Source organism: Polymorphospora sp. A560 (genome assembly GCF_045781765.1).
Taxonomy (GTDB): Bacteria; Actinomycetota; Actinomycetes; order Mycobacteriales; family Micromonosporaceae; genus Polymorphospora; species Polymorphospora lycopeni.
Genome location: NZ_CP122282.1, coordinates 6,164,214 through 6,188,393, shown reverse-complemented (window position 1 = coordinate 6,188,393; position 24,180 = coordinate 6,164,214). Strand labels below are relative to the sequence as shown.

Here is a 24,180-nt window from a genome sequence, read left to right as displayed (position 1 = left end):
TGACCCATGTCTGTCAAATGGTGCCAATGATCGAGCGGTCGATGGGCTGTCGCGCAGTGCTGTGGCTACTCTCCGCATGCATCCAGTTCGATGGATGGCGGCCATCTTTCGCGGCATTCCGATGTCGGCCTCCGGTTGGTGGGAAAGGGGTTCATGACCGTCGAGCGGAGCCGGGTCACGGTCGACGCCCCGGTCGACAGTGGGAGCCCGGCTGCCGATGATCGACAGTCGCCCCGAACGGAGGCCGTCGCCGACGGGCCGTCGCGGGCCGATGTCCGCCGGGCCGTTGCCGAGAACGACCGGCGGCTCGGCGGGCCCGCGGAGACGGAGTCCTACGTCACTCCTGAGGTCGGTACGCCGGAATACCAGGGGCGGATGGCGGAACTCGCCCGTGACCCCGCGCAGGGAGGTCGCGTTACGAGGAAGACGCCCCGGGAGGCGGAGGTCGGGCTCGAATGCGAGCGGCGCGGTGACCTTCCGGGGCCGATCCGGCGGGCCGAGTTGGACCAGAGCAGGCCCGACGCCGTCAAGGATCAGGGTGATTTCGTCGACTCGGGTGGGCGGTACTGGGACGTGAAGGGGCCGGCCGAGTTCTTTCCGCCGTACGACAGGCGGGCGGGGGAGTCGATGCCGGATGGGCTGAGAGGTCGCTACGAGCCGGCAGCCTTCGAACTCACCATCAAGGACGAGATCGGTGACGGGAAGAACGTGATCGTCGATACCTGGTTGTTGACCCGTGAATCGAGTGATGATCTCAAGGCGCGGGTTGCCGCCCGGAGAGAATGGGATGGAAAAGTGGTGTTCTACCCATGATCGGCTATGGCAAGAATCGGCATTCCGTCACCGCGTGGCCGGTCGAGGCTGACGCTCGGTCGGCTCTGGAGAAATACCTGGACGCCCGTTCCGCATCCGACGGCCCCGATCTCGTCGGCGACCAGTACGACTTCCGGGGCGCCGACCTCACCGGGCTGGACCTCGCCGGGGCGTACCTGTTCGGTGCCTGCCTCGACGGTGTCCGGCTCGTCCACGCCGACCTGCGCGGGGCCACCCTGATCGGCGCCGACCTCAACCGGGCCAACCTTTCCGGAGCCGACCTCACCAAGATCGAGGCGAGCGAGATCGCCGCCGAAGGTGCGGCGATGCGCGCCGCCCACCTGTTCGCCGCCGAATTCGACCGTGCCGTGCTGTCGGACGCCGACTTCCGGGACGCCTTCCTCAACTCGGCCGTCTTCCTGGCGGCAGACCTGCGGCGGGCAGACCTGCGCGGGGCATCGCTGCGGTACTGCGGGTTCGGTCCCGACGACGGGCCGGCCCGGTTGGCCGGCGCCCGGCTGGCCGGCAGCTTCGTGACCGGGGCTCGCGGCCACGTCGTCGGCCCGGTCGACGTCGGCTCCGGCACGGAGCCCGACCTGATCGACGGTGCGGCCCTCGCGGAGTGGTTCGCGGCGAACGGCGCACCGGACGTCACGGTCCTGTCCGGCTAGAAGAAACCCACCGGTGGCGGATCCGACGGGCGGGCGGTCGCGTCGCGTACGACGGCGGCACCGCCGGTGAACCGCTCCAGTTCGTCGCCGTGCACCACCCGGCCCGGGAACCAGTCGCCGGCCGCCCGCCGGGTCAGCCCGGCCACCGGCGGCTCCACCCGCCCGGCGACCAGCACCAGGTTGCCGTACCGCCGGCCGCGCAGCACCGCCGTGTCGGCGACCAGGCAGGCGTGGGGGAGTACGGCACCGACGGTGGCGACCTGGCCGCGGGCGTACTTCAGCGCGCCGCCGTCGGCGAGGTTGGCGACGCAGAGACCGCCGGGCGCCAGCACCCGGGCCACCTCACCCGCGAACTCGACCGAGGTCAGCCGGGCCGGGGTACGGGCACCGGCGAACACGTCCGCGACGACCAGGTCGTACGACCCGTCCCGGCCGGTGGTGACCGCGTCGCGGGCGTCGCCGACCCGGACCCGCAGGTTGCGGTCGGGCGGCCAGGGCAGGTGCTCCCGGACCAGGTCGACCAGGGCGGCGTCGATCTCCACGACCCGCTGGGTGGAGCCGGGGCGGGTACGCGACACGTAGCGGGGCAGGGTGAGCGCGCCGCCGCCGAGGTGCAGCACCCGCAGCGGCCGGCCGGCGGGGGCCATCAGGTCGACGACCATGGCGATCCGGCGGACGTACTCGAACTCCAGGTGGGTCGGGTCGGCGAGGTCGACGTGCGACTGCGGGGTGCCGTCGACGAGCAGCGTGAAGCTGGCGGGGCGGTCCGGGTCGGGGGCGAGTTCGGCCAGCCCGGAGTCGATCCGTACCCCGAGCCGCTGCCCACCCCGCTTCCGCCCCACGCCGTCGAGTATGCCGGGACGGCAGCCGTGCATCCGCAACCAGGGAAGTCATACAGATTGTGCGAGGCGGAGCATGCTCCGGCCGAGCACGACTACGACCGGACCAGAGGGGAGGGGTTGTGAACCACAGTCGCTGGAAGACCCGTCGAACCAGAAAACTCCTGGGCGAGCCGGTCGAGCCGTCTCCCGCCTACGTCGAGGCCGGGTACGCGTTCGCGCTCGGGCAGGCCGTCTACGACCGCCGTGCGAAGCTCGGACTGTCCCAGGCGGAGCTTGCCCGGCGCGCCGGCATGACCCAGCCGCAGATCTCCAATATCGAGGGCGGTGACTCGCTGCCGACCCTGCCGCTACTCACCCGGCTGGCCAAGGCGCTGGACGCGTCGCTGACCATCGACCTGGACGAGAACGGCTCGGCTTTCGTGTTCCACCCACGTGGTGGTGCAGGCCCGGACGGAGTGCCTCCCGGGGAGACCGCCTCGGCGGCCTGAGCGGGACTGGCGGGCGGTACGCCTGACCGGCTAGCGGGGCCGGTTGGCCGTACGGCGGGACGTGGTCATGGTCAGGGCGCGGTGCAGCAGGCGGGCGTCGCCGAGCATCGCCCGCAGCCGCCGTTCCAGCCCGGCGATCGGGATCAGGTTCTGTGGCGCCCGGGGGTCCTTGTACGGCGTCGACGCGAACCGGGGCAGCGTCACCTGCGACAGGTCCGCCAGCTCCACGGCCTCCACATCGGACAGCTCGGCGGAGCACTCGACCCGGACGATGCCGGCCCAGGGGGCGCCGGTCGGGCCGGGCAGCCGCAGATACCAGGACCAGCCGCCCCAGGCGGTGCCGAGCCGGAACACCGGCGACCGCTCGGTCGCCCGCAGCGAGGTGACGACCGCCTGCTCGCGGGCGTCGAGGTACTGGCTGTGCTGGGTCTTGATGTAGCCGAGGGCGCGTGGCAGCTGCCGGCGGTTGCGCAGCGGCCCGTCGACGATCAGCAGGTCGCCGTCGACGCGGGCGGCGTTGGAGACGTCGACCTCCAGCGCGGTCAACTGTGGCTGTACGGCGACCGGCAGCTTGGCGAGTTCGCCCGGTGGGCTGACCCGGTGCAGGGCGTAGCGGATCTGCCCGGCGACGACGTCGGCGCCGGCCGGGCTGGCGGTGAACAGCCCGCGCCGGACCGCGAACCCGGCGAGTTCGGCGGCGCCGCGGCGCAGGTCGCAGCGGACCACGCCGGCGGCGTAGGAGGCGGCGAGCCCCGGGTACGACGCGCCGTCGTCCTCGCGGCTCCACAGGCTGGCGTCGTTGCGGCGTACGCCGTCGACGAGCAGGACCACGTCGGGGGCGGCCAGGCCGGCGGGCGCGGGCCGGGGCGCCCAGGCGCCGGCCGGCACCTCGATGCCCGGGTCGACCTGGGCGCTGCTGGGCGCGGCCGGTCCGGCCGGCGCCTCGAACGACGTCCCGTACGACGGGTCCCACGCGTCGACGTGCCAGCCGGTCACAGCCCGGTCCGTTCCACCCGGGCGGTACGCGCGTCCCGGTGCACCTCGAACCGGACCGGGACCCGTTCGGCGAGCCCGGGCACGTGGGTGACGACGCCGACCATCCGGTCGCCGCGGGCGGCCAGGTTCTCCAGCGTCGCCGCGACGGTGTCCAGGGTGGCCGCGTCGAGGGTGCCGAAGCCCTCGTCGAGCACGATCGATTCGAGGCTGGCGGCGGTGGCCGACATGCCGGCCAGCCGCTCGGACAGGGCGAGGGCCAGCGCCAGCGACGCCTGGAACGTCTCGCCGCCGGACAGCGTCCGCACCACCCGGCGCAGGCCGGCGTCGTGGTGGTCGACGACGTAGAACTCGCCCTTGTCGTGCACCAGCTCGTACTGCCCGGACGTCAGCTCGCGCAGGATGCCGGAGGCGCCGTCCACGAGCTGGTCGAGGGCCTCGGCGAGCAGCCACCGTTCGAAGTTGTTGGCCCGCAGGTGGCCGGAGAGGGCCTTGGCGACCCGGTGGTCACGTTCGTGCCCGGCCCGCTGCCCGCGTAGCTCGGCCGCCTGCTCGCGGCGTTCGGTGAGCCGGCGCAGGTCGGCCTCGGCGCGTTCGACGGCGACCGCGGCGGCCCGGGTGAGGTCACGCGCCGGGTCGGCTCCGCTGCGGCCGGCCCCGGCCGGCGGCACGTCGACGCCGGCCGCCGCGAACAGCGCGACGACGGCGGCCGCGGCCTCGTCCCGGGCGGCGTACGCGGCGTCGACCGCACCCGCGGCGGCGACCCGGTCGGTCCGGCGCCGGTCGAGTTCGCCGCCCGCCCACGAACACAACGTGTCCCAGGCGGCGGCGAGGTCGTCGCGGTCGGCGGCCGGCGGGCCGAGGCGGGCCAGCCCGTCGCGTACCTGGTCGAAGGCGCGCCACGCGGACCGGATCCGGTCCTGTGCGGCGACCACGGCGGCGGTGGCCCGCCGGCCGGTCTCCCGGGCGGCGCGGACCGCCGTACCCGCGTCGTCGAGCGCGGCCCGCAGCGCGGCGACCGCGTCCAGTTCCCGGCGCAGGGCGTCCGGGCCGGGGAGTCGGCGAGCCGGCCGTCGAGGCCGGCGAGGTCGGCGGTGAGCCGCTCGTGCCGGGCCCGCGCCCGGTCCAGGGTCCGTTCCAGGTCGCGGGCGGTCCGGTCGCGTTCGGCGACGACCTGTTCGGCCCGGTCGGCGGCCTTGCGGGCGGCGTGGCCGGCGGCCTCGGCGGCGGCGACCGCCGAACCCGCCGGGACCGGTGGTACGGCCGTGACCGGCTGCTCGCAGACCGGGCAGGGGCCACCGGCGGTGAGGTGGGCGCGCAACGCGGCGGCCCGGTCGACGGTCTGCGCCTCCTGGTAGGCGTGGCGGGCCGCCTCCAGGTCGGCGGTCGCCCGCCGCGCGGCGTCCCGCGCCGCCTCCAGCGCGGCGCCGGCGGCGTCGTGCTCGGCCTGGGCGCCGGCCAGTCCGGCGGTCAGCGCGCCGGCCTCGGCGGCGAGCCGGTCCCGGTCGGCGTGCGCCGTCAGCAGCAGGCGCAGCGCCGCCTCGTCACCGGCCGCGGCGACTTCCCGCGCAGCTTCTCCTCGCGTTCCTCGGCGGCGGCGACGTCCGCCGCCGCCTCGTCCGCACCGGCCCGCGCCGTGGCGACCGCGCCGGTGACCGCGCCCAGGTCGGCGGGGGCCCGTACCGCGTCGAGGTGGGCGATCTCGACGTCGAGGGCGGCCAGCGCGTCCGCCGCCCCGGCCGTGGCCCGCTCGGCGTCGGCCAGACCGGGTACGGCCGCCTCGACCTCGCCGGCCAGCCGACGCATCGCGGTGACCCGTTCCCCGGTGGCGGCCAGGGTGTCGTCGTCGGTGTCGGCGAGCCCGTCGAGCAGCTGGTCGACGGCGGCGAGCCGGGCCTCGGCCGCCGACGCCCGCGCCGACGCGGACTTCTGCACCCGGTCGTAGACGCCGAGGTCGAGCAGGTTGACCAGGATCTCCTGGCGGGCGGCGGGCTTGGCGTGCAGGAAGTCGGCGAACTGCCCCTGCGGCAGCACCACACAGCTGGTGAACTGGTCGTACGGCAGCCCGACCGCCGCCACGACCGCCTCGTCCATCTCCTTCGGGGTGCCGGCCAGCACCTCGCCGAGGTCCTCCGGGCTCATCCCGGTGTCGAGCTTGCTGACGTCGAAGCCCGGTGGCATCCGCTGCAGTCCGGCGTTGCCGGTCTTGACGTTGCCCCGGCCGTCGCGGCGGACGACCCGGCTGGCGACGTAGCGGGACCCGGCCGCGTCGAAGACGAGCCGGACCCGGGCCTCGTTCGCCGACGGGGCGAGCGCGTTCGCGATGCCGCGGGTGCCGCCCCAGCGCGGAACGGTGCCGTAGAGGGCGAAGCAGATCGCGTCGAGGATCGTCGACTTGCCCGAGCCGGTCGGCCCGACCAGGGCGAAGAAGTCCGCGTCGGTGAAGTCGACGGTCGTCTCCTCGCGGAAGACGGTGAAGCCGGCCAGGTCCAGCCGCAACGGCCGCATTGTCTAATCGCCTCCCTCGTCGGTCACCGGGTGGATCGGGCGGTCGCCGGTCTCCGGTGGCTGGCCCAATTCAACGACTCGCCTCCTCCATCAGTTCGTCGAACAACTCCCGTACGCCGTCGTCGGCGTGCCCGACGCTGTCGAGATAGTCGCCGAAGAGTTCGCGTGGCGAGCGGCCGGCCCGCTGGGCGGCGCGCTTGCGGGCGTCGGCGGTCGGCAGCATCTCCGGGTCGACGCGGACCTCCAGGGCGCGGGGGAGCAGGTCCTGCACCTCCTCGCGCAGGCCGGCGCGCGGCGTCTCGCGGACGTACACCCGCAGCCAGTCGTCGGTCACCGGCAGCGCCGCCAGTTGCTCCAGCGTGCCACGTACGGTGCGCAGCCCGACCGCGGCGGTGACCGGTACGTCGCGTACCCGGGCCGCCTGGTCGGCGCCGACCGTGACGACCGCGACCGACGGGCTGTTCTCCTCCTCGCCGAAGTCGATGGCGAGCGGGCTGCCGCTGTAGCGGACGTGGCAGGGGCCGAGCACCTGCTGCGCGCGGTGCAGGTGGCCGAGGGCGACGTAGTGGGTGCCGGTCGGGAAGACGCTGGCCGGAACGGCGTAGTTCATGACGGTGTGCGCGTCGCGTTCGCCGCCGCCGGTGCGGGCGCCGACGACCGTCAGGTGCGCGGTGATCAGGTTGACCACGCCGGGCTCGCCGAAGTCCTCGGTGAGCTTGGCGAACAGCCGTCCCATGTGGTCGGCGTACGTCTGCACCGCCTCGGCGGCGCTCAGTTCGTACATCTCGACGGCGCGTACGGCGTATCGCTGGGACAGGAACGGCAGCGCGACCAGCCGCCACCGCTCGCCGCCCCCGGTGGTGCCGGTCAGCACGTGTTCGGCGGCGCTGTCGCGGACCGAGCCGCGCAGGGTGATGCCGGCGGCTTCGGCCCACGGCCGCAGCGCGTCCAGGGCGGCGCCGTTGTCGTGGTTGCCGCCGATCGCGACGACGGCGGCGCCGGTGCCGCGCAGCGCCGACAGCGCCCGGGTGACCAGCCGGGTCGCCTCCGGGGTCGGGGCGGCGGTGTCGTAGAGGTCCCCGGCGACGATCACCAGGTCGGGCCGCTCCTCGCGGGCGATCGCGACGACCTGCGCGAGGACCGCGATGTGCTCCTCGGTCCGGGACCGTCCCTTGAGGACCTTGCCGACGTGCCAGTCGGAGGTGTGCAGGATCTTCACGGCCGCCTCCGGGGTCAGAACGGGATGTCGTCGTCGGCGCGGGCGCCGACGACGGCGAACGGGTCGGCGGCCTGGGTCAGCGACCGCAGCGTCTCCGACGGGGCGTTGCCCGCCTCGGACTTGCGGGTCGCCCAGGCCGGGAACGGGAACTCCAGGCAGAGCGGGACCGGGATGTCGGGCTGGTTGACGAACATCGTGCCGGGCTTGGCGAGCAGCGCCCGCTGCCGCTGGGCCGGTGGCAGGAAGCCGTATTCGGGGCGGGACGCCTCGGCCGGGTCGAGCCGGCCGACGACCCGGATCGCCGAGTTGGTGACGATCCGCCGTTCGACCTCGCTCGCGGTCTGCTGCGCGCCGACCAGGATCACGCCGAGGGAGCGGCCCCGCTCGGCGATGTCGAGCAGCACCTCCTTGATCGGCGAGGAGCCCTCGCGCGGGGCGTACTTGTTCAGCTCGTCGAGGACCACGAACAGCAGCGGCTTGGCGGTGCCGGCCTTCTCCTTACGGGTGAACTCGTTCTTCAGCGTCACACCGACCACGAACCGTTGCGCCCGGTCCGGCAGGTTGTGCAGGTCGACCACGGTCACCTGGGCGCTGTCGGCGGTGTTGATGGTGTGCGGCCGGCGGGTCGCCAGGTCGCCGCGGATCAGCCGGGCCAGGTCCTTCTTGCTGCCGATCAGCCGGCGGGCGAACGCGTTGACGGTGCCCAGGCCGACCGCGCTGCCGGCCCACTCGCGGCGGGTCTCCTCGTCGTTGACCTGCTCCACGACGTGGTCGACCAGATCGCCGTACGAGCCGATCCGCACCCCGTCGAGGCTGATCCCGCCGTCGGCCGGCCGGGCGTGCCGGGCCAGGTGCGCGGCGACCGAGTGGACCACCATCGTGTACTGCTGGCGCTCGTCGTCGGCGTCGGCGAACACGTAGGGCAGCAGGCCGTCGGCGCAGAACTCGGAAAGCGTCCAGTAGAAGCTGTCGACGCCGGCCGTCCGGCTGGTCACGTCCGGGGTGCCGGTCGGGTCGCCGACCCGGGGCGGGGCGTAGACCCGTACGTCCGGGAACGGTCCGGCCGGCAGGCCCAGCTTCGCGTACGCGGCCACCGTCGCGTCGTCGAGCCGGGCGTTCGGGTGGTCGAGGAAGAGCAGGTCCTCACCCTTGACGTTGAAGATCAGCGCCTTGGCGTTGACCGCGTCGCCGCCCAGTTGGCCGGACCGGAACACCGAGTAGAGCAGGAACGTGGCGAAACTGGTCTTGGTCGCCACCCCGGAGATGCCGGAGATCGACACGTGCGCACCGCGCTGCCCGTCGAGGAAGTCGGCGTTGAGATAGACGGGTACGCCGTCGCGGCCGGTCCCCATCGGGATCCGCCGCTCCATCCGGTCGAAGTGCAGCGCCCGCGCCCGCGCGTCGCCCTCGGCGCGGTGCACCGGCGCACCCGGCGCCGGCGGCACGTAGACCTCCGGGTCGACCCGGGTCGTGGTGATCTCGGCCGCCTCCTGCACCTGGGCGGGGAGCGTGCCGTCGGCGATGGCGAACACGTCGGAGTCGAACTGGGCGCCCTCGTGCCGGGCCCGGACCTGGGTTACCACCCCGGCGATCGTCACCGGCTCGCGGTCGGGAAGTTCCCGGCGGGTCACCACCACGTCGTCGAGTTGCAGGAAGCTGTCCGGTGCGACGGCGGTCCAGAACGAGAGCGGGGTCGCGTCGGCGGTGCCGAGCACCCGCCCGACCGGCTCGCCGGCCCCCTCGGTCCCGATTTCTCCGTCAGTCACGACAGGTATCCTGCCCCACCCCACCGACACGGCCGAAACCTCGACGGCGTACCCGGCGTGTCCGTACATTGCGTCACTTCTCGGCGCCCCTGTGTGACGGGGTGGTGGGTGGGTAGCCTTTGCCGCTGACCGCCGAAGGAGGCACGAATGGGTACGGACGCGCGATCGCCGAGGATCCTCTCCGTCTCGTGGGGGCGGATGGAGGTCGAGGGCCTGGAAGCGGGCAAGGACTTCAAGCTCTATCCCGGTGGCGGCCGGCCGTGGGACTGGACCGAGACCGGCACCCAGCACCAGCCCGGCATCCAGCCCGCCGACGTCGAGGAACTGCTCGCCGCCGGCGCGACCACCGTCGTGCTGTCGCGCGGGATGGAGTTGCGGATGCACGTCACCCCGCAGGCGCTGGACCTGCTGGGGGAGCGGGGCGTCACCGTGCACGTCCTGCCGACCGAGGAGGCCGTGGCCGTCTACAACGACCTGGTCGACAGCACCCCGGTCGCCGGCCTCTTCCACTCCACCTGCTGACCGGGAGTTGCCGTGAGCGCGGAACCGGTCGCCGGGCCGATGCCGGCCGGCGCGCGCCTCAGCCGACGGTCCGGCTGGCGTAGCCGGCCGAGATCTCCTCGTAGCCGTCCCACACGTCCTCCCACTCCAGGCCGGCGGCGTAGCGCTCCAGGGTGTCGAGGATGAGGTGCCAGCCGATGGCGAAGTCGCGGGCCGGTTCGGCGACCAGTTCGCGGTGGGTGAGGGTGAGCGTGGTCCCGGCGACCGCCGGTGTCAACTGCCAGAGCACCGCGGAGTCGGGCACGCCCGGCCACTCCCAGGTGTGTTCGAGCAGGCCCCGCTCGCCCGGCGCCTCCAGCCCGGTGACGACCCCGGTGGCCGCGCCCTCGTCGCCGAAGTCGTAGTGCACCCGGCCGCCGACGTGCGGCTCGATCACGCAGCCCGGCATCCAGACCCGGAGTTTCCCGGGGTCCACGAGCGCGTTCCACACCCGGTCGAGCGGATGGGCGAGTTCGCGTTCGAACCGGATCCGGAAGTCTCCGCCGGACCCGATCCCGAGGGTGCCGAAGCGGGCTTGTTCGATGGGCATGTCTTCTCCGTATCAGATCTGTCCGGTGTCGAGTGCCTGTTCGAGGGCGTCGAGGCCGCGGTTCCACCGCACGCGTTGCTGTTCGAGCCAGTCGGCCGCGGCGTCGAGGGCGTCGGGGTTCAGCGCGTAGACGCGGCGGGTGCCCTCCGGTCGCACGGTCACCACGCCGGCCGCCAGAAGCGCGCCCAGGTGCTGCGAGATGGCGGGCCGGCTGATGTCGAAGCGGGCGGCGATCGCGCCCGACGTCAGGCTGCCCGAGGACAGTGCCTCCACGATCCGGCGCCGCACGGGGTCACCGAGAACATCCAGAACCTCCACGGGCCGGAGCTTAAGTCAATGCTTACGTAAGTTGCAACTTAATTAGGGTAAGTCGGGCTGCGTCACGTCGGTCGACGCTGTCTCGTCCCACCGGCATGGACACTTTTCTGTGGATCGCGCAACTCCTGCTGGCGGTCGTCTTCGCCGGCTCCGGAGCGGTCAAGAGCACGATGGACCGGGACCGGCTGATCACGACCGGGCAGACCGGGACCGCGCTGTTCCCGATGCCACTCGTACGGTTCGTCGCCGGCTGCGAGATCCTGGCGGCGGTCGGGCTCGTGCTGCCCTGGGCCACCGGCATCGCCCCGGTGCTGACCCCGCTGGCCGCCGTCGGCCTGTGCGTGGTGATGGTCGGGGCGGCCTGGTCGCACGCCCGGCTCGGCGAACCGCGCGCGGTCGCGGCGAACGCGCTGCTCTTCGCGCTGGCACTGGCGGTGGCGATCGGCCGGCTGGCCGACCTCGCCTGAGCGGGCGGTGGCCGGTGCGACGGCACCGGGTCGGTTATGGTCGACCGGCCATGCACGAAGCCTTCGAAGCCCATCGGTCCCACCTGTTCGGGGTGGCCTACCGGATGCTGGGAATCCGGGCCGAGGCGGAGGACGCGGTGCAGGAGACGTGGCTGCGCTACGCCGCCGCCCGCCCCGACGTGACCGACCTGCGGGCCTGGCTGACCACCGTGGTCGCCCGGATCTGCCTGGACGTGCTGCGCTCGGCCCGGGTCCGGCGCGCCGCGTACGTCGGGCCGTGGCTGCCCGAACCGCTGGTGTCCCGGCTGCCGGCCGACGACGACCCGGCCGAGACCGCCGTACGCGCCGAACAGGTCAGCCTCGCGCTGCTGGTGGTACTGGAACGGCTCACCCCCGAGCAGCGGGTGGCGTTCGTCCTGCACGACGTGTTCGGTGTGCCGTTCGCCGACATCGCGACGGTCCTGTCCGTCAGCCCGGCCGGCGCCCGCCAGTTCGCCTCACGCGGCCGGCGGGCGGTGGACGCCGTGCCGCCGGCGCGGCTGTCCGGCGGTGCCGCCCCGGCCGAACAGCGCCGGGTGCTGGCCGCGTTCCTCGCCGCGGCCGAGCGCGGCGACCTGGCCGCTCTGGTCCGGGTGCTCGCTCCGGACGTGGAGTTCGTCGGCGACGGCGGCGGGCTGGCGCCGTCGGTCCGCCGGCCGCTGGTCGGTGCGCAGGAGGTGGCCAGGCTGGTCGCCGGGTTGTTCCACCAGGCGAGGCGGCGGGATCCGCGCTGGGAGACGGTGCTGGTCAACGGCCGCCTCGGCTACGTCGTCGAGGCCAGGGACCTTCTCGTGGTCGTCGCGCCGATCGTGGCCGACGGTGCGATCGTGGCCCTCTACCACATGTTGAATCCGGAAAAGCTGCGCGACGTCCCCCGCCCGGGACCGTCGGCGACCGCCCGGCCACCCGGGGTGGGGCCGGACGACGGGTCGCCGGATGCTGGAGCGTCGTCGCCGCGGTGACCGCCGGCGTCCGTCACCACTGCGGCGAGCAGGGGTGCTCCTCGAAGGTCACGAACGGGGTCCACTCGCCCCACTGGAACTGGTAGCCGTCGCACTCCACATAGACCCCGCCGACCGCCGTCGTGAGGCTGCCGTCGGTGTAGTACAGGGTGGTGCACCAGTGGTTCATCTGGCAGTACCGGGCCTGGGCGGGCGCCGCGGGCAGGGCGACGACGGTCGCGGCGGCGAGGGCGAGGGCCAGCAGGGCACGACGGATCATGGCGGTCTCCTCCGGTTTCCACCCGCGGGGGCATCCGCTAAGTATTGACGTAGATGATTTCGTTGGGGTGTCGGAAACGCAAGGGACACCCACGCGTCCCGGGAAGCCCCGGCGCCACGGTGGCGCTATGCTGTGCGCGGCGGGTCCTACGCCATACCTCCTGACCAGGCGCCCACGCCGCCCGGCGACGCGGAGGCAAAGGGGACGCAGGTGCCTCGGGACTGTGCGACAGGTCAGGTCCACTCTTCATCCGGCCGACCGTGACCGGGCGTGGGAAACGGGCGCGCGTACGGCCGTACGGAGCACGACATGACCGGCAAGAAGCAGCTCAAGGAACGTATCCGGGCCCGGATGGCCGCCACCGGCGAGCGTTACCTCACCGCCCGGCGGCACGTGGTGACCGACCAGCCCGCCCCGACCGTCGACCACGGCTGGACGCTGCGGGGCGGCGTCCACCCCGAGTCCGCCAACCTCGCCAACGTCCTGGCCCACCACCGGGTACGGCACGACGGCGCCCCGCTGTCCGAGGCGATGCTCTTCGGGATCGGCGGCGGGCTCGGCGCCGGCTACATCCTGTGGGAGTTCGCCGCCCACCGCACCTGCTGGGTGACGCTCGGGTTCCGCAACCGCTGGCAGTACCAGACCTGGACGCCGGACACCCTGGCCCGGATCGGGATCCCGGCCGAGGTGCACCGTACCGCCGGGGCCAGGGGAGCGGCCGCCGCCCTGGACGCCGCCCTCGACGCCGGCCGACCGGCGATCGTGCTGCCGGACCGGCAACTCGTCGGCTACTGGCACCTGCCGGCCCACCACGACGGGCACGGCGGGCACCCGGTCGTCGCGTACGCCCGCACCGGCGGCGGCATCCGCGTCGACGACCGCAACCTCCGGCCGCTCACCGTCGACCGCGCCGACCTGGACCGGGCTCGGGCGCGGGTGGTGTCGTACAAGAACCTGCTCATCGAGGCCCGGCCGGCGGCTGGCCTCGAACTCGACGGCGCGACCGTGCGCGGCGCGGTCGTCGCCGGGCTGGCCGACTGCGCCGCGCACCTGTCGGCGCCGTCGACGTCGTTCTCGCTGCCGGCCTGGCGCAAGTGGTCGCGGCTGATGACCGACGGCCGCAACGCCAAGGGCTGGCCGAAGGTGTTCGCCGACGGGGCCGGGCTGACCGGGGCGCTGCTGTCGGTCTGGGAGGCCGTGTCGCCGGCCGGGATCACCGGCGGAAACCTGCGCGGGCTGTACGCCACGTTCCTGCGCGAGGCGGCCGGGCTGCTCGACTCCCCGGAACTGGTCGAGGCTGCCGAGGCGTTCGACGCTGCCGCCGGGGCCTGGCACGAGGTGGCCGAGGCGGCGTTGCCGGCGTCGGTGCCGGCGTTCGCGCGGATGCGTGAGCTGACCGCCGAACTCGGCGGGGCGGTCGTCGCCGACGGCGACGCCGGCCGGGACACCGCGGCGGCGGCCGCGGCGGGACTGGCCGGGCTGAGCCGCGAGTACGCCGAGGTGCCACCGCTGGATTCGGCCGGGATCGCCGACCTGTTCGCCGCGACCGGCCGGGCCCTGGCCGAGGCGTACGCCCTGGAGGTGGCGGCGGTCGGCAAACTCGCCGCCGCCGTCGCGCCGCCGCCGCGCTGATCAGGCCGCCGCGCTGATCAAGGAGAAACCGTGCCCGGTCCGTGCGTTTTGTCGCGCGACAACTCCTTGATCAGCGCGGCTCGGGCGCGGGCCGGACGGGACGGTCAGCGGGTGTAGCGGAGCATCAGGACGTCGTCGGCGGCGAGCGCGTGCCGCAACCGCATCGTGCGGGGCGGGCTCGCCGGCCCGGCGGTGATCCGGCCGGCGCCGGCACCGGTCAGCAGCGGCGACACGGTCAGGCAGACCTCGTCGACCAGGTCTGCGGCGGTCAGCCCGCCGAAGAGGTGCGGGCCACCCTCGCACAGCAGTTGCCGGTGCCCGCGTCGGTGCAGCAGGTCGACCGCCGCGCCGAGGTCGACCGCGTCGTCGCCGACGGTCACCAGGTCGGCGACCTCGGCCAGGTCGGGCCGGTGCGGCGCCCGCCCGTGGGTGAGGATCACCGGCCGTACCGGCGCGTCGGCGAACGCCGCCTGCCGGGGGTCGAGGTCGAGGGCGCCGGAGACCACGACGAGCGTCGGGTACGCCGGGAGCCCGCGCGCCACCCGCCAGGCCCGGCGGCGCTCGTCGAGGCGCAGCGCCCGGTAGCCCTCGTGACGCAGGGTTCCGGCGCCGACGACGAGGGCGTCGCAGAGCATCCGCAGGACGCCGAACACCCGCTTGTCCGGCCCGCCGGACAGCCCCTCGGAGTGTCCCTCGATCTCCACCGCCCCGTCGGCGCTGGTGACGAAGTTGACCCGCAGGGTGGCTTCGGCGGGGCGGCCGTACAGGTCGGCGATCGTGTCGTCGTCGATGCCGGCGGTGGCCGGATCGGGTGACAAGCGGCGGATGGCGGTCATTCGCCCGCCGGTCCGGTCACGGGAGGGGTCGGTACGGCGGTACGGTGCTGGCAGTCGCACCAGTTGCGACCCCGACAGTCGTCGTGTCGGCGTTCCCGGCACGCGCGGCAGATCATGGGGGAAGCCTAGCCCGAAGGATGCCAGGCCATGCCGCGTCAGATCTTCCAGCTCAAGGTTTCGCTGTCCGACGTGTCCCCGCCGGTGTGGCGGCGGGTGCTGGTGCCGGGCGGTTACACGCTCGACCGCCTGCACCGGGTGGTCCAGCACGCGATGGGCTGGCAGGACTGTCACCTGCACTCGTTCGACATCGGCGGCCAGCAGTACGGCGAGCCGGATCCGGACGGCGAGCTGACCCTGCGCGACGAGTTGGACGTACGCCTCGACACGGTGGGGGCGAAGGGGACCCGGTTCCTCTACACGTACGACTTCGGCGACTGGTGGGAGCACGAGATCGTGGTGGAGGACGTCTTCGGCGCCGAGCCGGGGGAGCGTTACCCGGTGTGCGTCGACGGCGGCCGGGCCTGCCCGCCGGAGGATGTCGGTGGCGCGTTCGGCTACGAGCAGTTCCTGGCCGCGGTCTCGGATCCGGCCCACCCCCGCTACGCCGAGCTGCAGATGTGGATCGGCCGCCCGTTCGACCCGTGGACCTTCGCCCCCGACCGGGTGACCACCCTCCTGCGCCGCCTGGCGTAGCTCTCTTCCCGGCTCCCTTCCCGGTCGCCCGCCCTGCCCGGCCCCGCCCCGAGATCCGCGTGATCAGGGAGTAGGTCGGGCGGGTCGTAGGCGTGCCGTGCCGTCCGGTCCCTGATCACGGTGATCAGGGAACCCGTCACGCCGCGCCCGACCACCGCGATCCGCCGACGGCCGAGCCCCGGTCCGGCCCTCCGCCGAGAGGGCGGCGGTAACGAAATGGGAACGCTCCCAAGGGTCTATTGACACTCAGGAAACGTGTCGGCAATCTCATGGGAGCGCTCCCGGCGGTGTGTGGTCCACGCCACGACACCGAGTTCCGTGTGCGGAGAGATCCCCCACCACCAAGAAAGACATCACGACCTGAGAGGGGTCAGGATGATCGTCACGCCCCGCCGTCGGCGGATCGCGGCTGCCGCACTCGCGTCCGTCGCGGTCTTCGCCGCGACCGCCTGCGGCAACGACTCGGACTCGGCCGACCCGAACGAGCCCATCACGCTGATCGTCGACGTCTTCGGCGACCAGGGATTCGGATACGAGGCCCTGTACGAGCAGTACCAGGCCGACAACCCCAACATCAAGATCCAGGAGCGCGGCAAGGGCCTGGGCCTGGGTGACTACAACACCCGCCTGACCCAGCAGATCACCGCCGGTGCCGGCGCGGGCGACGTGGTCGCCATCGAAGAGGGCACGATCGTGCAGTTCTACGCCCAGGCCGACAAGTTCGTGAACCTGGCCGACCACGGCGCGAACGACCTCAAGGGCAACTTCCTGCCGTGGAAGTGGGAGCAGGGCAGCACTCCGGACGGCAAGGTGCTCGGCCTCGGCACCGACGTCGGCTCGATGGCGATCTGCTACCGCACCGACCTGTTCCAGGCCGCCGGCCTGCCGACCGACCGCGAAGAGGTCGCCAAGCTCTGGCCGACCTGGGACGAGTTCATCGCGACCGGCACGAAGTTCGCCGCCGCCGACAAGAAGAACAAGTTCGTCGACGCCGCGACCAACTTCTTCAACGTGGTGCTGAGCCAGGTCGCCGGCGCCGGCACCGGCTACACCTACTACGACAAGAGCAACAACCTGGTCCTGGAAAGCAACCCCGACGTCCGGACCTCGTTCAACCTGACCACCAAGATGATCCAGGCCGGGCTGTCCAACAACCTCCAGTCGTTCTCCAACGAGTGGAACGCCGGCTTCAAGAACGCGACCTTCGCCACCATCGCCTGCCCCGCCTGGATGACCGGTGTCATCAAGGGCCAGGCCGGTGACGCCGCGGCCGGCAAGTGGGACATCGCCAAGGCCCCCGGCAACGGCGGCAACTGGGGCGGCTCGTTCCTCGGCGTGCCGAAGTCGAGCAAGCACCAGAAGGAGGCCGTCGAGCTGGCCAAGTTCCTGAGCAGCGCCAAGGGCCAGGTCGAGGCGTTCAAGAAGGTCGGCAACCTGCCGTCGTCGCCGCAGGCCCTGACGGACGCGGCGGTCGCCTCCGCGACCAACGACTACTTCAACAACGCGCCGACCGGCACCATCTTCGCCGCCGGTGCCACCGAGCTGAAGCCGGTCTACCTCGGCCCGAAGAACCAGGCCGTGCGGACCGCGGTGGAGAACGCGCTGCGCGCCGTCGAGCAGGGCCAGGCGCCCGACGCGGCCTGGCAGGACGCGGTCAAGAACGGTGCGGCCGCCGGTAAGTAACCGGCCGCAGAGGGTCGGGGCGACGCCGTCGGCGTCGCCCCGACGCCGCGTCCACTCCCAGTTGGAGGATCCATGAGCCTGGATTTCGACACGGCTTCCCCGGCCCGGTCGCGCGGCCGCCGGGCAGAGCCGAAGCCGGACCGCGAGCGCCGCCGCTCGCTGACCCGGCTGGACCTGAAGTATTCGCCGTACCTCTACGTGCTGCCGTTCTTCGTGATCTTCGCGATCTTCGGCGCGTACCCGATCGTCTACACGGTCTGGATCGCGCTGACCGACCGGTCGCCGCTGAACACCACGATCTCGTTCGTCGGCCTGGACAACTTCGTCGAGCTGCTCACGAACGACCCCCAGTTCTGGAACGCGGTCCTCAACACGTTCGGCATGTTCATCATGTCGACCGTCCCGCAGCTTCTGCTCGCGCTGATGCTGGCCAACGCCCTCAACCGCCGGATCAAGGGCCAGACCTTCTTCCGGATGGCGATCGCCATGCCGATCATCACGTCCACCGCCGTCGTGGCGCTCATCTTCTCAATGATCTACTCCCGGGACTTCGGCCTGGTCAACTGGGCGCTCGACCTGGTCGGCATCGATCCGATCGACTGGCGCGCCAACCGCTTCGCCTCCTGGTTCGCGATCTCCACGATGGTCGACTGGCGGTGGATCGGCTACAACGCGCTGATCTACCTGGCCGCCATGCAGTCGATCTCCAAGGACATGTACGAGGCCGCGTCGCTCGACGGCGCGTCCCGGATCCGGCAGTTCTGGTCGATCACGATCCCGCAGCTACGTCCGACGATCATCTTCACGCTGATCATCTCGACCATCGGCGGCCTGCAGCTCTTCACCGAGCCGCTGCTGTTCACCAGCGGTTCGGGCGGCCTTTCGGGCGGCTCCCAGGGCCAGTTCCAGACGATCACCATGTACCTGCTCGACGTGATGAACCAGCGCTTCCGCTGGGGGTACGCCGGCGCGGTCGCGCTCGTCCTCTTCCTGCTCATCGCGTTCATGTCGGTCGTCAACTACCTGCTCGCCCGTCGAATCAGCTCGGACAAGTGAGGCATCCGCGATGACCACGACCATGGTGCGCCCGCCCGTATCCAACCGCCGCAAGAAGCCCGCCGACCACGGCTCCGCCGGCGAGAAGCTCTTCAGAGCCACCCCGCTGACCTGGATCGGCCTGGTCGCCGGTGTGATCCTGTCGCTGTTCCCGTTCTACTGGATGATCGTCATCGCGTCGCGGACGAACGACGCCGCGAACGCCTGGCCACCGCCGTTCCTGCCCGGCGGCAAGCTCGGCGAGAACGTCGAACGGGTGCTGTCCAACACCGACGCCAACATCCTCACCGGTCTGCTCAACTCGTTCCTGGTGTCCGGCACCATCACCGTCGCCACCGTCTTCTTCGGCTCGCTGGCCGGGTTCGCCTTCGCCAAGCTGAAGTTCCGCGGCAAGAACGCGATGCTGCTGGTCATCCTGGCCTCGATGATGGTGCCGATCCAGCTCGGCGTGCTGCCGCTCTACATCCTGATGGCCGAACTGGAGTGGCTCAACCGGATGCCCTCGGTCATCGTGCCGTTCCTGATCGGCGGCTTCGGGATCTTCATGATGCGCCAGTACGCCGAACAGGCCGTACCCAACGAGCTGATCGAGGCCGCCCGGGTCGACGGCTGCTCCACCTGGCGGATCTACTGGCACGTCGTGGCACCGGCCCTGCGCCCGGCCGCCGCCGTACTCGGCCTGCTCACCTTCATGGAGCAGTGGAACCAGTTCTTCTGGCCGTTCGTGGTGCTCGCCGATCCGGCCAACCCGACCGTGCAGATCTCCCTCCGTACGCTGAACTCGGCGTACTTCGCCGACAACTCGCAGATCTTCGCGGGTACGTTGATCGCGACGCTCCCGCTCTTCATCGTGTTCATCCTCTTCGGCCGCCAGATCATCGGCGGCATCATGGAAGGCGCCGTCAAGTCGTGACCAAGCCCGCTGACCCGCAGACCATCCCGCTGCTCGACGAGCGGGTGACCTTCCCGCCCGACTTCCTCTGGGGGGCCGCCACCGCGGCCTTCCAGATCGAGGGCGCGGCGGCCGAGGGTGGCCGCACCCCGTCGATCTGGGACACCTTCAGCCGCACCCCGGGCAAGGTGCTGCACGGGCACACCGGCGACGTCGCCTGCGACCACTACCACCGGTTCCGCGACGACGTACGGCTGATGGCCGACCTCGGGCTGAAGTCGTACCGGTTCTCGGTCGCCTGGCCGCGGGTCCAGCCGGGCGGCAGCGGCCCGGCCAACCAGGAGGGGCTGGACTTCTACCGGCGGCTCGTCGACGAGCTGCTGGAGAACGAGATCGAGCCGTGGCTGACCCTCTACCACTGGGACCTGCCGCAACCGCTGGAGGACGCCGGCGGCTGGCCGGTCCGCGACACCGCGGCCCGGTTCGCCGACTACGCCGCGCTCACCCACGCCGCCCTCGGCGACCGGGTCCGCTACTGGACCACGCTCAACGAGCCGTGGTGCTCGGCCTTCCTCGGGTACGGCTCCGGCGCGCACGCCCCGGGCCGCAGCGACGGCGGCGACGCCGTACGCGCCGCACACCACCTGATGCTCGGCCACGGGCTCGCCGTACAGGCGATCCGGGCCGCCCGGCCCGACCACGACCTCGGGGTGACGGTCAACCTCTACCCGGTCACGCCGCAGACCGACGCGCCCGGCGACCTGGACGCCGCCCGCCGGATCGACGGCCTCGCCAACCGGATCTTCCTGGACCCGATCCTGCGCGGCGAGTACCCCGCCGACTTGATCGAGGACCTGCGGGACGTCACCGGGTTCGAGCACGTGCACGACGGCGACCTCGCCGTCATCGGCACCCCGCTGTCGGTGCTCGGCGTCAACTACTACAGCCGGCACGTGGTCGCCGCCCCGGTCGAGGGCGCCGAACCCGAGCCGTACTGGCGGGCGCCGTCGTCCTGGCCGGGCAGCGAGGACGTGCGCTTCGTCACCCGTGGCTACCCGGTCACCGACATGGACTGGGAGATCGACGCGCCCGGCCTGGTCGAGATCCTGCGCCGGGTCCACGACGAATACCCCGAGGTGCCGCTGTACGTCACCGAGAACGGCTCCGCGTTCGTCGACCGGGTGGTCGACGGCCGGGTCGACGACCCGGAACGGCTCGCCTACTTCGACGCCCACCTGCGCGCCTGCCACGAGGCGATCGAGGCCGGTGTGCCGCTTCGCGGCTACTTCGCCTGGTCGCTGATGGATAATTTCGAATGGGCCTGGGGATACACGAAGCGGTTCGGCATGATCCACGTCGACTACGACAGCCAGTTGCGGATTCCCAAGTCGAGCGCCAGGTGGTACGCCGAAGTGATCCGACGTAACGGGCTGGCCGCACAATAGGGCGAGATCGGCCAGCACCAGAGGCGACCGGCGCCGCCCCCACCCGGGGCGGCGCCGGCCCGTCGGACGTCGGAGGAGCAGACGATGACAACCCAGCGCACCCGCTCGCTCGGGCGGCCAACCCTCGACGCGGTCGCCGCCCGCGCCGGGGTCGGCCGGGGCACGGTCTCCCGGGTCGTCAACGGCTCGCCGCAGGTCAGCCCGGAGGCCCGGGCCGCGGTGCAGCAGGCCATCGCCGAACTCGGCTACGTGCCCAACCGGGCCGCCCGCGCCCTGGTCACCCAGCGGACCGACTCGGTGGCGCTGGTCGTCTCCGAGTCCGAGGAACGCGTCTTCGGCGAGCCGTTCTTCGCCGGGATCGTGCGCGGAATCAGTTCCGGGCTGCTGGAGACCCCGATGCAGCTCTGGCTGGCGATGGCCCAGTCGCCGGCCGAGCGGGAACGGGTCGAGCACCACCTGACCAGCCAGCACGTCGACGGCGTGCTGCTGCTGTCGCTGCACGACTCCGACCCGCTGCCGACCCTGCTGGAGCAGCGCGGGCTGCCGACCGTGCTCGGCGGCCGGCCGGCGCGGATGCTCCAGCCGGGCGCCCAGGGGTCGTACTTCGTCGACGTCGACAACGCCGGCGGCGCCCGGCAGGCCGTCGAATACCTCTTCGCCGACGGCCGGACCCGGGTCGCCACCATCGCCGGCCCACAGGACATGGGCGTCGGCGTGGCCCGGCTCACCGGCTACCGCACGGCCGTCGAGGCCGGCGGCCGCCGGGTCGACGACACCCTGATCGCGTACGGCGACTTCAGCGAGGCCAGCGGGGCGTCGGCGATGCGCCGGCTGCTGGAGTTGGACGCCGACATCGACGCGGTGTTCGTGGCGTCGGACCTGATGGCCTGCGGGGCGCTGCGGGCGCTGCGCGAGGCCGGCCGGCGGGTTCCCGAGGACGTCGCCGTCGTCGGGTTCGAGGACGCGCCGATCGCGCGCCAGTCCGACCCGCCGCTGACCACTGTGCACCAGCCGGTGGAGGAGATGGGCCGGCAGATGGCCCGGCTGCTGGTCGCGCGGATCCGCCGCGAGGAGCTGGCACAGCCGTACGTCCTCCTCGACGCCCACCTTATCCCCCGCGCCTCCGCCTGACCCCCGCCCCGCCCCGCCGCGCGAGCGCCCTGCCGTGCGCGCGGCGCGGGGTGCGGCGCCCGCGCCGGAGGCGCGCGTCGATCTAGGACAAGTGTTCCGGCGAATCGACCCGAAACAGGCACGCCTTCTCCTTGATCAACGGGCCGGGAGGGTCGCCAGGGCCGGGGGTGCGGGACGGGACGGCGGCGGGGCACCTGCGGTTCCGAGGAACCCGGGGCAAGCGGCGTGTGTGCGGGGCAGAGTGGGAGGCGCGGCGACACCGTGTCGTGCTCCCCTGAACGGGTGATACCGGATCGGCCGTCGCGTCAGAGTTGGGCTGTTGCTGCCGGGTCATGGCACGGCAACAGGGGCGAAACGCCCACCCGGCAGGCTTTGGATCGCGAGTGCCGGCGTCGTCCTGCGCCGGGACCGCCGAGAGGAAGGGCTGAGATGTTGCTGAGGGTTCGGGTCACCCTGCCGGACCGGCCGGGAGCGCTCGGTCAGGTGGCGCGCACGCTGGGCGTCGCCGGCGCCGACATCGTCCAGGTCGTGGTGCTGGAGCGGCTGGGCGGCCGGGCCGTCGACGACTTCACCGTCGTCTGGTCGGGTGCCTCCCGCGTCGACCGGCTGCTCGCCGGCCTCGCCGCGATCCCCGGCGTGCAGGTCGACGGGGTGTGGCGGGCGATCGGCGCGCCGACCACCGGCGGCCAGGACGCCGAACTGCTGGCCCAGGTCGCCGCGAACCCCGCCGACGGGCTCGCCACCCTGGTCGACGCCGTACCCGGGCTGCTGGCCGCCGACTGGGCGGCCGCGGCGGTCGTACCGGCGGACTGGGCCGCCCGCAGCGGCTCCGGGCCGCGCCCGACCGAGGGGAACGGGACGGGCGGCGGCGAGCCCGCGGTCGCGTACGCGAGCTGGCGGGCTCCCGTACCGCTGGTGTTGCCGGAGGTGACCCCGCTGCGGGCCCGGTCGATGGACGGTCCGGTCGGCACCCGTTACGCGGTCGCCCCGTTCGGTCGCGCCGGCCTGGTGCTGATGCTGACCCGGGTCGACGGCGAAGGGCTGCCGGCGGCGGCGTTCCACGTCACCGAGGTCGACCGGATCGCCCAGCTGGTCCGGGCGGCCGCGGTCATCCTCGGCGACCGCCTCGACCTGGTGACCGCGCCACCGGCCGTCACGCAGTCGTGAGTTTTCCGGTCGGGAGAAGTCACCGCCGGGCAATCTGAGGGAAACAGCCGGCCCGCACTGTAGGAGGTGCGGGCGGCGGGACCGGTGGTCCCGGCGGCAACCCCGGCGAAAGGAGCAGATCATGGCGCTGTGGCGGATCCGGGCGACGGTCGACGACCGGCCGGGATACCTGTCCGTGCTGGCCGCGAGTCTCGCCCTGCGGTCGGTCAACATCCTCGCCGTCCAGGTGCACACGACCGAGGCGGGCGCGGTCGACGATTTCCTCGTCGACGCCCCGGACACCCTCGACGAGGCCGACCTGCTCGCCGCCGTCGAGCGGGGCCGGGGCCGGGACGCCTGGGTGACCCGGGCCGAGGCGCAGGGGCTGGCCGACCAGCCGACCCGGGCGCTCGGGCTGGCGGCCCGGCTGGTCCGCGACCCGGAATGCCTCGGCGAGCTGCTGCGGAGTCTGCTCGGCGCCACCGCCGTCACCTGGCGGCCGACGCCCGGCCGGGCCCGTGCCGGCTTCACCGACACGGTGTTGGGCCTGCCCGATCCGGCCGGCGGCTGCTACGAGATCCGGCGGGACGCGCCGGTGTTCACCCCGGCCGAGTACGCCCGCGCACAGGCCCTGGTCGAGCTGGCGTCGTCGATCACCCGGCGCACCGACGAACTGGTCACCGTGGTCCTGGTCGACGGATCGGAGGTGACGGTCCGGCCGGCCACGCCGGACGACGCCGGTGCGCTGGCGGCGATGCACGACCGCTGCTCGGCCGGCGCCCTGCACCGCCGCTACCTGACCGGCGGCGCCCCGTCACCGGCCCGGCTGGGCCGGCTGCTCGACCCGGCGCACGGCGTGACCCTGGTGGCGACCACCCGCGGTGCGGCCGGCGGCGAGGGGGAGCGGGTCGTGGCCATGGCGAGCATGGTCGCCGAGGGCCGCGTCGGCGAGGTGGCGGTCCTGGTCGAGGACGCCTGGCAGCGCCGCGGCCTGGGCACGGCGCTGCTGCGCCGGCTGGTCACGAACGCGGGCCGGGCCGGGTTCGCGGCGCTGGTCGCGTACGGCCACGCCGACAACGTCGCGCTGCTGCGCACGGTGGCCCGGATGGGCCGGCCGGGGCCGGTCGACCGCGACGGCGACCTGGTGAGCGTCACGATGCCGCTGGTGGCCCGGGCGGCCGCCGGGCGGACCACGACTCCCGCTGCCGCCGGGGCGGCCTAGCGGGGCACG

The 24,180-nt window shown here is 72.9% G+C and carries 23 protein-coding genes and 1 pseudogene; 15 read left to right on the top strand and 9 right to left on the bottom strand.

Annotation, left to right across the window (positions count from 1 at the left end; translation table 11 throughout):
* Positions 1 to 153: 153 nt before the first annotated feature.
* Positions 154 to 813 (top strand): hypothetical protein, encoded by a 660-nt coding sequence (locus QCD66_RS28065; protein WP_364207726.1) that lies wholly within the window; start codon positions 154 to 156, stop codon positions 811 to 813.
* Entirely contained in the window at positions 810 to 1,484 is a 675-nt protein-coding gene (locus QCD66_RS28060; RefSeq protein ID WP_375736478.1) for a pentapeptide repeat-containing protein, read from the top strand. Before QCD66_RS28065 ends, QCD66_RS28060 begins: the two co-directional genes overlap by 4 nt.
* On the opposite strand, the gene QCD66_RS28055 is transcribed toward QCD66_RS28060, so the two are convergent.
* Complete coding sequence (locus QCD66_RS28055) at positions 1,481 to 2,326, bottom strand: spermidine synthase (protein WP_375736479.1); 846 nt, start codon at positions 2,324 to 2,326, stop codon at positions 1,481 to 1,483. The genes QCD66_RS28060 and QCD66_RS28055 overlap by 4 nt on opposite strands.
* 119 nt (positions 2,327 to 2,445) lie before the next feature.
* Here QCD66_RS28055 and QCD66_RS28050 point away from each other — a divergent pair, with 119 nt between their 5' ends.
* On the top strand, positions 2,446 to 2,814 hold the full coding sequence (locus tag QCD66_RS28050) for a helix-turn-helix domain-containing protein (protein ID WP_375736480.1): 369 nt from the start codon (positions 2,446 to 2,448) through the stop codon (positions 2,812 to 2,814).
* Positions 2,815 to 2,844: 30 nt separating this feature from the next.
* Here QCD66_RS28050 and QCD66_RS28045 read toward each other — a convergent pair whose 3' ends face one another.
* From QCD66_RS28045 to QCD66_RS28030, 4 genes and pseudogenes are all read right to left on the bottom strand, one after another.
* The gene (locus tag QCD66_RS28045) at positions 2,845 to 3,810 is read right to left on the bottom strand and encodes a hypothetical protein (protein WP_364207719.1); all 966 of its coding nucleotides are present in this window, start codon (positions 3,808 to 3,810) and stop codon (positions 2,845 to 2,847) included.
* A pseudogene (locus QCD66_RS28040) lies at positions 3,807 to 6,315 on the bottom strand (AAA family ATPase). The gene QCD66_RS28045 and the pseudogene QCD66_RS28040 overlap by 4 nt, the downstream one beginning before the upstream one ends.
* Positions 6,316 to 6,385: 70 nt before the next feature.
* Entirely contained in the window at positions 6,386 to 7,534 is a 1,149-nt protein-coding gene (locus QCD66_RS28035) for an exonuclease SbcCD subunit D (RefSeq protein WP_375735872.1), read from the bottom strand.
* 14 nt (positions 7,535 to 7,548) lie between these two features.
* The gene (locus tag QCD66_RS28030) at positions 7,549 to 9,300 is read right to left on the bottom strand and encodes an ATP-binding protein (protein ID WP_364207714.1); all 1,752 of its coding nucleotides are present in this window, start codon (positions 9,298 to 9,300) and stop codon (positions 7,549 to 7,551) included.
* Positions 9,301 to 9,447: 147 nt separating this feature from the next.
* Here QCD66_RS28030 and QCD66_RS28025 point away from each other — a divergent pair, with 147 nt between their 5' ends.
* The gene (locus tag QCD66_RS28025; RefSeq protein ID WP_375735873.1) at positions 9,448 to 9,822 is read left to right on the top strand and encodes an Mth938-like domain-containing protein; all 375 of its coding nucleotides are present in this window, start codon (positions 9,448 to 9,450) and stop codon (positions 9,820 to 9,822) included.
* A 58-nt stretch (positions 9,823 to 9,880) separates the two neighbouring features.
* Here QCD66_RS28025 and QCD66_RS28020 read toward each other — a convergent pair whose 3' ends face one another.
* Positions 9,881 to 10,390 (bottom strand): SRPBCC domain-containing protein, encoded by a 510-nt coding sequence (locus tag QCD66_RS28020; protein ID WP_364207710.1) that lies wholly within the window; start codon positions 10,388 to 10,390, stop codon positions 9,881 to 9,883.
* A 12-nt stretch (positions 10,391 to 10,402) separates the two neighbouring features.
* Positions 10,403 to 10,708, bottom strand: coding sequence for a metalloregulator ArsR/SmtB family transcription factor (locus tag QCD66_RS28015; RefSeq protein ID WP_364207708.1), 306 nt, complete (start codon positions 10,706 to 10,708; stop codon positions 10,403 to 10,405).
* A gap of 95 nt (positions 10,709 to 10,803) precedes the next feature.
* Between QCD66_RS28015 and QCD66_RS28010 the strand changes: the two genes are divergently transcribed.
* Both QCD66_RS28010 and sigJ read left to right on the top strand, forming a co-directional pair.
* Positions 10,804 to 11,175, top strand: a complete 372-nt coding sequence (locus tag QCD66_RS28010) for a DoxX family protein (protein ID WP_364207706.1) — start codon at positions 10,804 to 10,806, stop codon at positions 11,173 to 11,175.
* A 50-nt stretch (positions 11,176 to 11,225) separates the two neighbouring features.
* A complete protein-coding gene (sigJ, locus tag QCD66_RS28005; protein ID WP_375735874.1) occupies positions 11,226 to 12,176 on the top strand; it encodes an RNA polymerase sigma factor SigJ in 951 nt (316 codons plus the stop codon).
* Between the two features lie 13 nt (positions 12,177 to 12,189).
* Here sigJ and QCD66_RS28000 read toward each other — a convergent pair whose 3' ends face one another.
* Positions 12,190 to 12,435: a DUF6289 family protein gene (locus QCD66_RS28000; protein WP_364207702.1), complete on the bottom strand. Its 246-nt coding sequence runs from the start codon at positions 12,433 to 12,435 to the stop codon at positions 12,190 to 12,192.
* A gap of 270 nt (positions 12,436 to 12,705) precedes the next feature.
* Between QCD66_RS28000 and QCD66_RS27995 the strand changes: the two genes are divergently transcribed.
* Entirely contained in the window at positions 12,706 to 14,067 is a 1,362-nt protein-coding gene (locus tag QCD66_RS27995) for a BtrH N-terminal domain-containing protein (RefSeq protein ID WP_375735875.1), read from the top strand.
* A gap of 104 nt (positions 14,068 to 14,171) precedes the next feature.
* Here QCD66_RS27995 and QCD66_RS27990 read toward each other — a convergent pair whose 3' ends face one another.
* Positions 14,172 to 14,903, bottom strand: coding sequence for a pyrimidine reductase family protein (locus QCD66_RS27990; protein WP_364207698.1), 732 nt, complete (start codon positions 14,901 to 14,903; stop codon positions 14,172 to 14,174).
* Between the two features lie 147 nt (positions 14,904 to 15,050).
* Here QCD66_RS27990 and QCD66_RS27985 point away from each other — a divergent pair, with 147 nt between their 5' ends.
* The 8 genes from QCD66_RS27985 to QCD66_RS27950 all read left to right on the top strand — a co-directional run bounded on the left by QCD66_RS27985 (position 15,051) and on the right by QCD66_RS27950 (position 24,171).
* A complete protein-coding gene (locus QCD66_RS27985) occupies positions 15,051 to 15,596 on the top strand; it encodes a plasmid pRiA4b ORF-3 family protein (RefSeq protein WP_357536184.1) in 546 nt (181 codons plus the stop codon).
* A gap of 375 nt (positions 15,597 to 15,971) precedes the next feature.
* On the top strand, positions 15,972 to 17,279 hold the full coding sequence (locus tag QCD66_RS27980) for an extracellular solute-binding protein (protein WP_364207694.1): 1,308 nt from the start codon (positions 15,972 to 15,974) through the stop codon (positions 17,277 to 17,279).
* Between the two features lie 72 nt (positions 17,280 to 17,351).
* The gene (locus QCD66_RS27975) at positions 17,352 to 18,335 is read left to right on the top strand and encodes a sugar ABC transporter permease (protein ID WP_357536188.1); all 984 of its coding nucleotides are present in this window, start codon (positions 17,352 to 17,354) and stop codon (positions 18,333 to 18,335) included.
* 10 nt (positions 18,336 to 18,345) lie between these two features.
* Positions 18,346 to 19,248 (top strand): carbohydrate ABC transporter permease, encoded by a 903-nt coding sequence (locus QCD66_RS27970; protein WP_357536190.1) that lies wholly within the window; start codon positions 18,346 to 18,348, stop codon positions 19,246 to 19,248.
* The gene (locus QCD66_RS27965; protein WP_375735876.1) at positions 19,245 to 20,672 is read left to right on the top strand and encodes a GH1 family beta-glucosidase; all 1,428 of its coding nucleotides are present in this window, start codon (positions 19,245 to 19,247) and stop codon (positions 20,670 to 20,672) included. Before QCD66_RS27970 ends, QCD66_RS27965 begins: the two co-directional genes overlap by 4 nt.
* An 84-nt stretch (positions 20,673 to 20,756) precedes the next feature.
* Positions 20,757 to 21,803, top strand: coding sequence for a LacI family DNA-binding transcriptional regulator (locus QCD66_RS27960; protein ID WP_364207690.1), 1,047 nt, complete (start codon positions 20,757 to 20,759; stop codon positions 21,801 to 21,803).
* Between the two features lie 429 nt (positions 21,804 to 22,232).
* Positions 22,233 to 22,970 carry an amino acid-binding protein gene (locus QCD66_RS27955; RefSeq protein ID WP_364207688.1) on the top strand — a complete coding sequence of 246 codons (738 nt, stop codon included), beginning with the start codon at positions 22,233 to 22,235 and terminating at the stop codon, positions 22,968 to 22,970.
* A gap of 121 nt (positions 22,971 to 23,091) precedes the next feature.
* Complete coding sequence (locus QCD66_RS27950) at positions 23,092 to 24,171, top strand: GNAT family N-acetyltransferase (RefSeq protein ID WP_375735877.1); 1,080 nt, start codon at positions 23,092 to 23,094, stop codon at positions 24,169 to 24,171.
* The last annotated feature ends 9 nt before the right edge of the window (positions 24,172 to 24,180 follow it).